9 protein-coding genes and 2 pseudogenes are annotated in these 8,853 nt (G+C 29.3%); 4 read left to right on the plus strand and 7 right to left on the minus strand.

Translation table 11 applies throughout. The features are described 5' to 3' along the window. Positions 1–31: 31 nt before the first annotated feature. Positions 32–1,222 (minus strand): pyridoxal phosphate-dependent aminotransferase, encoded by a 1,191-nt coding sequence (locus ACW9UN_RS05020; RefSeq protein WP_459484460.1) that lies wholly within the window; start codon positions 1,220–1,222, stop codon positions 32–34. A 150-nt stretch (positions 1,223–1,372) separates the two neighbouring features. Here ACW9UN_RS05020 and ACW9UN_RS05025 point away from each other — a divergent pair, with 150 nt between their 5' ends. Continuing rightward, positions 1,373–2,710: an aspartyl protease family protein gene (locus ACW9UN_RS05025; RefSeq protein WP_459484462.1), complete on the plus strand. Its 1,338-nt coding sequence runs from the start codon at positions 1,373–1,375 to the stop codon at positions 2,708–2,710. On the opposite strand, the gene ACW9UN_RS05030 is transcribed toward ACW9UN_RS05025, so the two are convergent. After that, positions 2,707–3,111 carry a DUF1573 domain-containing protein gene (locus tag ACW9UN_RS05030; protein WP_459484463.1) on the minus strand — a complete coding sequence of 135 codons (405 nt, stop codon included), beginning with the start codon at positions 3,109–3,111 and terminating at the stop codon, positions 2,707–2,709. The two genes, ACW9UN_RS05025 and ACW9UN_RS05030, sit on opposite strands and share 4 nt — an antisense overlap. A 6-nt stretch (positions 3,112–3,117) precedes the next feature. Further along, positions 3,118–3,480 carry a DUF1573 domain-containing protein gene (locus tag ACW9UN_RS05035; RefSeq protein ID WP_459484464.1) on the minus strand — a complete coding sequence of 121 codons (363 nt, stop codon included), beginning with the start codon at positions 3,478–3,480 and terminating at the stop codon, positions 3,118–3,120. A 108-nt stretch (positions 3,481–3,588) separates the two neighbouring features. Here ACW9UN_RS05035 and ACW9UN_RS05040 point away from each other — a divergent pair, with 108 nt between their 5' ends. From ACW9UN_RS05040 to ACW9UN_RS05050, 3 genes and pseudogenes are all read left to right on the plus strand, one after another. After that, a complete protein-coding gene (locus ACW9UN_RS05040) occupies positions 3,589–6,237 on the plus strand; it encodes a valine--tRNA ligase (RefSeq protein WP_459484466.1) in 2,649 nt (882 codons plus the stop codon). A gap of 116 nt (positions 6,238–6,353) precedes the next feature. Beyond that, positions 6,354–6,761, plus strand: coding sequence for a heavy-metal-associated domain-containing protein (locus tag ACW9UN_RS05045; protein ID WP_459484468.1), 408 nt, complete (start codon positions 6,354–6,356; stop codon positions 6,759–6,761). 57 nt (positions 6,762–6,818) lie between these two features. Continuing rightward, positions 6,819–7,166, plus strand: a pseudogene (locus ACW9UN_RS05050) (IS110 family transposase); the annotation flags it as partial. A 180-nt stretch (positions 7,167–7,346) separates the two neighbouring features. Here the strand turns inward: ACW9UN_RS05050 and ACW9UN_RS05055 are convergent. From ACW9UN_RS05055 to ACW9UN_RS05070, 4 genes and pseudogenes are all read right to left on the minus strand, one after another. After that, positions 7,347–7,715 carry a helix-turn-helix domain-containing protein gene (locus tag ACW9UN_RS05055; RefSeq protein ID WP_459484469.1) on the minus strand — a complete coding sequence of 123 codons (369 nt, stop codon included), beginning with the start codon at positions 7,713–7,715 and terminating at the stop codon, positions 7,347–7,349. Between the two features lie 11 nt (positions 7,716–7,726). Further along, positions 7,727–7,942 (minus strand): annotated as a pseudogene (locus ACW9UN_RS05060) (type II toxin-antitoxin system HigB family toxin); the annotation flags it as partial. Between the two features lie 178 nt (positions 7,943–8,120). Next, positions 8,121–8,459, minus strand: a complete 339-nt coding sequence (locus ACW9UN_RS05065) for a hypothetical protein (protein WP_459484470.1) — start codon at positions 8,457–8,459, stop codon at positions 8,121–8,123. Positions 8,460–8,608: 149 nt separating this feature from the next. Beyond that, the coding region (locus tag ACW9UN_RS05070) for an integrase core domain-containing protein (RefSeq protein ID WP_459484471.1) at positions 8,609–8,853 on the minus strand (245 nt) is incomplete at its 5' end.

An 8,853-nucleotide genomic window follows, 5' to 3' on the forward strand; every position in this document is an offset into this window, starting at 1 on the left:
AAAAAACAGCAACTACACTCAACATAAATATTTATGAATTATACTGTTGTAGAGCCTCTGCTAAAATTTTTACAGACCTAATTAAATCTTCATTCTTTAAAACGTACGCCATTCTAATTTGATTTTTTCCTTCACCTTCTGTAGAATAAAATCCGCTTGCAGGTGCAACCATAACAGTTTCGTTATTCAAATTAAATTTTTCTAACAACCATTGTGCAAAGTCTTCAGTATCATTTACAGGCAATTCAGCAACACAATAAAAAGCACCTTTAGGATTGGCAACTTTTACACCTTCAATTTTTTTAAGTTCTGTAACTAAAGTATTTCTTCTTTCTACATATTCTGCTTTTACATCATCAAAATATTGCTGAGGTGTATCTAAAGCAGCTTCACTTGCAATTAATGCATACGTTGGCGGACTCAATCTTGCTTGTGCAAATTTAATGGCAGTTTTTATAAATTCTTTGTTTTTAGATACAATACAACCAATTCTTGCACCACACATGCTGTAACGTTTCGAAACAGAGTCTATTACAATTGCGTTTTGCGCTAAGCCATCTAAAGATAAAACGGATGTATGTTGCAAACCATCATAAGCAAACTCTCTATAAACTTCGTCTGCAATTAAAAATAAATCGTGTTTTAAAACAATTTGTTTTAGTTTTTCAATTTCTTCTTTAGAGTATAAATAACCTGTAGGATTCCCTGGGTTACAGATTAGTATTGCCTTGGTGTTTTTGGTGATTAATTTCTCAAAATCTTCAATTTTTGGCAAAGCAAAATTATCTTCAATTTTAGAAATTACAGGTACAACTGTTACTCCAGAAGCTCTAGAAAAACCATTATAATTGGCATAAAAAGGCTCAGGAATTATTATTTCATCACCAGGATCTGTAATACTTCCCATTGTAAATAATAAGGCTTCAGAACCACCAGTAGTTACTACAATGTTATTTTCAGTTACATTTATGTTATGATTGGCATAGTAATTTGCAAGTTTACTTCTATACACTTCAGAACCTTCAGAACGTGCATAAGATAACGTTTCAATATCATTATTTTTTACAGCATCTAAGGCAATTTGTGGTGTTTTAATATCTGGTTGCCCAATATTTAAATGAAAAACTTTTATCCCCCTTTTTTTTGCATTTTCAGCGTAAGGAACTAGTTTTCTAATTGGAGATTCTGGCATTTGAATCCCTTTTTGTGAAATTGATGGCATAATTTTTTGCTTAAATTTGACTGCAAATTTGCGAAATATATTTTATATCTCCTCTTTAATTTACAAATCTTTAAAAGGTTAAAAATATACTAAAACCTTAAGAAAGCAAAACTTAATTAGTATCTTGAATACTTTGTAAAAATATAATTTTTGAAAAAAACAGTTTTATTTTTTGTAATATGCTACTTATTTTCATTAATGGTGTATTCTCAAGGTGGGTATCATTTTAAGAATCCGTCAAAGGATAAGCAGCGTATTAGTTTTCAGTTAATTAATAATTTGGTTGTAATTCCTTTAAAAATCAATGGAAAAAAATTGTCTTTTATTTTAGATTCTGGGGCTAGTAAAACCATATTATTTAACATCACTAAAAACGATAGTTTGGGTTTAAATGATGTAGAAAAAGTTTCTTTGCAGGGTTTGGGTAAAGGTAAGCCTGTAGAAGCTTTACTATCAAAAAATAATACGATTTCGCTAAAAAATATTACCAGTTCAAACGAAACTATTTATGTTGTTTTAAAAGATAATTTTGATTTATCTGCCAAAATGGGAATAACAATACATGGTATTTTAGGATATAGCTTGTTAAGAAATTTTATCGTTAAAATTAATTATAAAAATAAAAAAATAGATTTTTTTAATCCAAAAACATATCAACCTAAAAAATGCAAAAGGTGCGAAACTTTTCCTATTCAGTTTTATCGAAAAAAACCTTTTATTGATGCTCAAGTGCAATTAGATACCATTGATAACGAACTGACTAAAGTTAAACTTCTTATAGATTCTGGGGGGAGTGATGCGCTTTGGTTTTTTGAAGGTACTAAAAAGCAAATTAAAACTCCTAAGCGTTTTTTTAGAGATGTATTAGGAGAGGGATTAAGTGGTACTATTTATGGAAATAGAAGTAGAATACCTAAAATTAAATTAAAATCTTTTGAAATTGAATCTCCCACAGCTTCTTTTTTAGATTCAAGCGCTACAATTAATGCTAGGGCTTTTAAAGATCGAAATGGTAGTATTGGTGCTGGTATTTTAAAACGTTTTGTTGTTTGGTTTAATTATTCAAATCAACAGCTTACTTTAAAGAAAAAAGGATCGTTTAAACGAGGATTTAATTACAATATGAGTGGACTAGATATTGTATACAATGGTAAACAATTGGTAAAAGAAAAAGACGTTAAAAAAATTACAAATGCATATAATCAACAGGTAAATACAAAAAATTCTATTAGTTTCATTAGTAGTTACTCTTATAAATTTAAATCATCCTATAAAATAAAAGGTGTTTTAGAAAATTCTCCAGCAGATAGCGCTGGTTTGCAAAAAGATGATGTTATTTTAAGAATAAATAATAAACCTGTTCACGAGTTTACATTAACGGATATTTTAATGAAAATGCGCGAAAAAGATGGAAAAAAAATAAAAATGCTTATAGAAAGAGCAGGAGTTAAAATGAAGTTCGAATTCCGTTTAGCCAAAAAAGTTTAACTATCAGAAAGTAAACTTTTCTCTTTTTCTAAAGAAATTTCTTTGTTTACATAACCTTTAATTTTAATTACTTTCGTAGGGTTTTTAGCATTAGAATAAATGGTTATGCTTTTAGAAAAACCACCAATTCTTTTTGTGTCGTAAGAAACTTTAATCTTTCCTTTCTTACCAGGTAAAATAGGTTTTTCTGGTTTTTTAGGAATTGTACAACCACAAGAAGACCTTACATTTTTAATTACTAAAGGCTGATCACCAATATTGGTAAACACAAAAGTTCTTTCGCCGTTAGCACCTTTATAAATTTTACCATAATCAATCACTTCTTCTTCAAATTTAAACTCTTGAGCATTGATAGATAAACTAAGGAATACTATACATAATAATGTGAAAAATGTTCTCATAATTTTTTATTTACTGATGTAACCTTTTATTTTAATTTTTTTAACTGATTTTTTAGCATTCGAAAAAATAATAATTTCTTTAGAAAAACCACCAGTTTTAGAGGTGTCATATGCTACAGTTATCGTTGCTTTTTCATTTGGCATTATTGGTTTTTCTGGTTTTTTAGGTACAGCACAATCGCAAGAAGTTTTAATATCTTTAATAATCAATGGTGCATCACCAATATTGGTAAATTCAAAAATACGTTTACCATTATCACCTTTTTTAATTTTTCCATAATTGATAATTTCTTTTTTAAACTCAAATTCTTGAGCAGAAACACCAATAGAAATAAATAAACCAAAAACTAATAATAAACCCTTAACCATATTACAAATTTACAATTTTTAAAAAGATAAAATAATCAATCACTAATTTTCTCTACAAAAAAGAGAATTGTATTTTTGCCAACTATATATCAAAAAGGATACCAAAGTATGACAATTCCATCTAAATATGATGCTAGTAAAGTAGAAGATAAATGGTATGATTACTGGATGAAAAACAACTATTTTCATTCAACACCAGATGAAAGAGAGCCTTACACTATTGTAATTCCACCACCAAACGTAACAGGGGTTTTACACATGGGGCATATGCTAAATAATACCATACAAGATGTCTTAATAAGACGTGCACGTTTGTTGGGTAAAAATGCATGTTGGGTTCCTGGAACAGACCATGCATCTATTGCAACAGAAGCAAAAGTGGTTGCCAAATTAAAAGAACAAGGCATTTCTAAAAGCGATTTAACGCGTGAAGAATTTTTACAACATGCTTTCGATTGGAAAAACGAATATGGAGGAATCATTTTAGAACAATTAAAAAAACTAGGTGCTTCTTGCGATTGGGAAAGAACAGCGTTTACAATGGATCCAGAAATGTCTGAATCTGTAATTAAAGTTTTTGTTGATTTATACAACAAAGGATTAATTTACAGAGGTTACAGAATGGTAAACTGGGATCCTGAAGCAAAAACCACACTGTCTGATGAAGAGGTAATTCACGAAGAAAGACAAGGAAATTTATATTATTTAGAATATAAAATAGAAGATTCTGAAGATACGTTAACCATTGCAACAACACGTCCTGAAACCATTTTTGGTGATACAGCCATTTGTATCAACCCAAATGATGAACGTTTTACGCATTTAAAAGGTAAAAAGGCAATTGTTCCACTTTGTGGAAGAGTTATTCCTATTATTGAAGATGAATATGTTGATTTAGAATTTGGTACAGGTTGTTTAAAAGTTACGCCTGCTCACGATGAAAATGATAAGAATTTAGGGGATAAACACAATTTAGAAGTAATCGATATTTTTAATGATGATGCTTCTTTAAATTCCTTCGGATTACATTATCAAGGAAAAGATCGTTTTGTAGTTCGTGCAGCAATAGCCAAAGAATTAGAAGAAAAAGGAATTTTAGTAAAAACAGAAGTACACACCAATAAAGTGGGTACATCAGAAAGAACAAAAGCGGTTATAGAACCAAGATTATCAGATCAATGGTTTTTAAAAATGACAGATTTAGCAAAACCTGCTATTGATGCTGTTTTAGGTGATGATACTGATATCAATTTATATCCGAAGAAATTCGAAAACACCTATCGTCATTGGATGGAAAATGTGCGAGATTGGAACATTTCTCGTCAACTTTGGTGGGGTCAGCAAATACCTGCATACTATTATATTTCTGCAAATTCTAATGGTCAGAAAGAATTTGTAGTTGCAGAAAGTAAAGAAGAAGCGTTAAAATTGGCTTGGAAAAAATCTAATGATTATGAATTAACATTAGAAGATTTAACGCAAGATGAAGATGCTTTAGACACTTGGTTTTCTTCTTGGTTGTGGCCAATGTCTGTTTTTGATGGAATTCGTAATCCTGAAAACGAAGAAATTAAATACTATTACCCAACAAACGATTTAGTTACTGGGCCAGATATTTTATTTTTCTGGGTAGCTAGAATGATTGTTGCTGGTTACGAATATAAAGGCGAAAAACCTTTTGAAAATGTGTATTTAACTGGTTTAGTTAGAGATAAGCAAAGACGTAAAATGTCTAAATCTTTAGGGAATTCGCCAGATGCTTTAAAGTTAATTGAAACTTATGGAGCAGATGGAGTAAGAGTAGGCCTTTTATTAAGTTCTGCAGCTGGTAACGATTTAATGTTCGATGAAGATTTATGTCAGCAAGGAAAAGGTTTTGCCAACAAAATTTGGAATGCTTTTCGTTTGATAAAAGGTTGGGAAGTTGATGACAGTTTAGCACAACCAGAAACCGCAAAAATTGGTTTGACTTGGTACGAAGCTAAGTTTCAAAAAACGTTAGCAGAAATAGAAGATCATTTCTCTAAATATCGTTTGTCTGATGCTTTAATGGCAATTTATAAATTAATTATGGACGATTTTTCGTCTTGGTTATTAGAGATTGTAAAACCTGCCTATCAAAAACCAATTGACAAAGTTACTTTTGATGCAATTATAGAAGTTCTAGAAAATAATTTAAAAGTTTTACATCCTTTTATGCCTTTCTTAACCGAAGAAATTTGGCAATTTATTACAGAAAGAACATCAGAAGAAGCTTTAATTATTGCAAAATATCCTGAGCAAAAAGAATTTAATACTACAATTATTGCTGATTTTGAGTTTGCAACAGGTGTAGTTTCTGGTATTAGAACCATCAGAAAAGAAAAAAATATTTCTTTTAAAGATGAAGTGGAATTATTTGTGGTTGATGCAGAACAAAATTCTAAAGAGTTTGATGTAGTTATTCAGAAATTAACAAATACATCCGCAGTAAATTATGTATCAGAAAAAGTAGATGGAGCCTCTTTTAGAGTAAAATCGAATGAATATTTTGTGCCAATTTCAGCAGCTAATATAGATGTTGAAGCAGAAATTAAAAAACTAGAAGTAGAATTAAAAAGGGCAGAAGGTTTCTTATTTGGTATTACTAAAAAATTATCAAACGAACGTTTTGTAGCCAATGCTCCAGAAAAAGTAATTGCTTTAGAACGTAAAAAAGAAGCGGATACTTTAGCAAAAATTGAAACGATTAAAAGTAGTTTAGCAAGTTTGAAGTAATAGTAACTATTTGTAAATTATGAGTTTAGTTGGTTTTGAGTCCTGTTAAATGTCTTCAAATAGTTTAATTTTTTGCTAAATTTGTAAACATACTAACTTTTTAAAATAGTTAAAAAATGAAAAAAATAATAGTTATTGTAAGTGTACTTTTTACAGTATATCAATTGCAATCTCAAGACATAAAAATGAATAAAAACGCAAAAATTTCATTTAAGGTTGATGGTATTTGCGGAATGTGTAAAAAACGAATTGAAACAGCTTCTTTAAAAACAAAAGGAGTAAAGTTTGCTCTTTGGAGTCCTAAAACACATCAATTGAATCTAATACTTGATGAACGTAAAACCAATGTTTTAACTGTTCAGCAAAATATTGTAAATGTAGGGCATGATGTTTTTTTAAGTGAAGATAAAAAGCTGGAGGCTAGTCAAGAAGCGTATAATTCTGTGCATCCTTGCTGTAAATATAGAGATGATCAAATTGTTTTAGAGCATGAAGGTAGCTTCAAGAAAGTGAAAAAAAACTAATTATATATACTTAAAAATATTATTTTTTGGTGTTTGAGAAAAACAAAAAACCGATAGAATTTTCCATCGGTTTTTTTATTCAAGTTTTTAAAACTATTAGATTTTAATAGTCATTGTGTTATGCAAACTACTGGTTATTATCATTATCAGTTAGCCTATTATTTACAAGAAGAAGGGGTAAAAATTTCGGTAGAAAACCCGTTATCTGTAAAACGTTTTATTCAAATGAAACTCTCTAAGATAAAGACAGATAAGAGTGATTCACGATTGATTTGTGAAAATGCTGAGCAGGTAGAATTGAAACTTTGGCAAGGCAATTCTAAACATCAATTAAAATGCTTACAAATGACTAGAGCCCTCTCTATGTGTACTGAGCAGCGTACTATGCTAAAGAATAAAATACATTGAGAACTGGTTTTAGAGGTTCCAAGTACATTTCCACTATTATTTACAACGTTTTAGGCTATTATTTGTTGCGTTTAGAAATCTAAAGGTAATCAAAAAAAGAAAACAACTTTGTGCCAGCGTATTTTCCAACGGAAAAATACAGCAGCAATAAATTATAGCCATTGTTACTCTTTGTTTTTATTTCGTAAGTTGATAATTATTCACAAGTACAGAAGCAGAAATATGTAAAATTCGTTCTAATTCTCGTATCATTTCAACGGTCAATTTCTTTTTTTTATTCAATATTTCAGATACTCTACTTTTTCCTCCAATTATTCCAACTAAATCTTTTTGCTTAAGATTCATTTCTTCCATTCTGATTTTAATAGCCTCAATTGGATCAGGAGATTCAATTGGGTAATATTTGTTTTCAAAATTCTCAATTAATAATGATAAAATTTCTGCTTCATCTCCTTCTTTTGAATTAGGTGAAGCGTCAAAGATTAACTCAAGCCTATCTAGAGCTTTGTTATAATCTTTTTCTGTTTTAATAGGTTTAATTTCCATAATTCATTATTTTATATCGTGTTAGCATCAATTTTATCGTATTCAGCGTGAGTTCCAATAAAGCGCATAAACGCCCATTGTCTGACATAGTTAAATTTTACGATAAGTCTATATGAATTTCCTTTAATATTAAAAACGACTCTACTATTTTTTAAAATACTAGCATTTATATAAGTTTCTTTTACTTCATTTGGGGAATTCCAATTTGAATTTTTTGCAGTTTCATACTAGATTAGTCATTTAATAGTACAAGTTTTCTTAACTCGTAAAGAGAAGAATCCAATACTTTTTGATTACCGTTATTTACTTTCAACAATTCCTTTAATTGGATTTGTAATTTTTGTTCTATTACTTTTTGAGGAGTGTAATTATTTATTACCGAAATTCCTACAGAAACCAATAAACTCAAAAAGCTATTCCAATGGCTAAAAAAGATTGTTTTTTGGCAGAGATAGAATTTACTCTTGCTTCTTTTAATTCAACATATTCCAAGTACTGAAATAAAGATTCAGAAGATAATCTTAACTTTTTATCATCTTCCTCTCTTGATACTCCTGCTATTGGTTGGTTTATAAAAGTAATCCTATTTTTATGTTCAAAATTCCTATAAAACCAATCTCTATAAATATCTTCATCGAAAATGTATTCTAACATTTTCAGAATATTCTTTATTTCATTTAGAGAAATCCCTTCATCGTTTTTCTCAAATCCAATTTCAAGTGATTTTAAGTATAGGTTTCTCATTCCTCTTTATTCAATTTTCCCAATTCCGCTTTTTCTATCTGTTGTATTATCCTGATATAGGTTGACCTTTTTTTAGGTTTAATTTATACCGTTCAAATTATTTTTTTAGCCGTTTAGAAGGCAAAAAATAATTTGAACTAGTTTTGTTCTTAAATTTTAAGTTCAGTCAAATTTACATTATTTTTTCTGTATGATTTGTATTTGATATTCGGATTTAAATGTACTTCAGCCGGTTTTCTTAAGTCTAGGCTAAAATGTGTTCTTAAATTATTGTAAATAAAAACGGCTTGTTTTGCAATTTCTTGAGCAATAGATGTATTTTTCATCAGATTTCTTAGCCCATATTCATATTTTAAAGTTCTATTAATTCTTTCCGCAATTGCATTTTCGTATG

This window comes from Polaribacter litoreus (genome assembly GCF_054584775.1).

Excerpts from the sequence above, each read along its gene's own strand:
- ACW9UN_RS05020 (WP_459484460.1), bottom strand. The coding sequence starts at position 1,222 with ATGCCATCAATTTCACAAAAAGGGATTCAAATGCCAGAATCTCCAATT.
- ACW9UN_RS05045 (WP_459484468.1), top strand. The coding sequence starts at position 6,354 with ATGAAAAAAATAATAGTTATTGTAAGTGTACTTTTTACAGTATATCAA.
- ACW9UN_RS05030 (WP_459484463.1), bottom strand. The coding sequence starts at position 3,111 with ATGAGAACATTTTTCACATTATTATGTATAGTATTCCTTAGTTTATCT.
- ACW9UN_RS05035 (WP_459484464.1), bottom strand. The coding sequence starts at position 3,480 with ATGGTTAAGGGTTTATTATTAGTTTTTGGTTTATTTATTTCTATTGGT.
- ACW9UN_RS05040 (WP_459484466.1), top strand. The coding sequence starts at position 3,589 with ATGACAATTCCATCTAAATATGATGCTAGTAAAGTAGAAGATAAATGG.
- ACW9UN_RS05065 (WP_459484470.1), bottom strand. The coding sequence starts at position 8,459 with ATGAGAAACCTATACTTAAAATCACTTGAAATTGGATTTGAGAAAAAC.
- ACW9UN_RS05055 (WP_459484469.1), bottom strand. The coding sequence starts at position 7,715 with ATGGAAATTAAACCTATTAAAACAGAAAAAGATTATAACAAAGCTCTA.